The sequence below is a fragment of the Ciceribacter sp. RN22 genome, assembly GCF_024054295.1.
Lineage (GTDB): Bacteria > Pseudomonadota > Alphaproteobacteria > Rhizobiales > Rhizobiaceae > Allorhizobium > Allorhizobium lividum.
The window spans coordinates 9,740-10,032 of the sequence record NZ_JAMXLD010000008.1 but is presented as its reverse complement, the minus strand read 5'-3'; the positions used below and the strand labels follow the sequence as shown (position 1 = coordinate 10,032).

Genomic DNA, 293 nt, shown 5'->3' with positions numbered 1-293 from the left:
GGTGTGACGGACGCCTTCGACGCCAACACGACCTTCGTGTCGGCCGACAACGGCGGCGCGCAGAGCGGCTCGCAGATCGTCTGGACGGGGCTGACGGTCCCGGCGCAGGTCGGCTCGACGCCGGGCACGCTGGTGCTGACGGTCGAGGTGACGGTGAACGACCCGATCCCGGCCGGTGTGACGACGATCGCCAACCTCGCCTACGAGACGGGCACGACGCCTCCGGACTGCACGGCGACGCCGACGGATCCGCGCTGCGTGACGACACCGACCTCTCCGCAGGTGACGATGGT

1 protein-coding gene is annotated in these 293 nt (G+C 70.6%); it reads left to right on the top strand.

Translation table 11 applies throughout. The annotated features are described in order from the left end of the window. Window positions 1–293 (top strand): hypothetical protein (locus NHF53_RS22140; protein WP_252836129.1); only part of this gene is annotated, 293 nt, incomplete at both ends.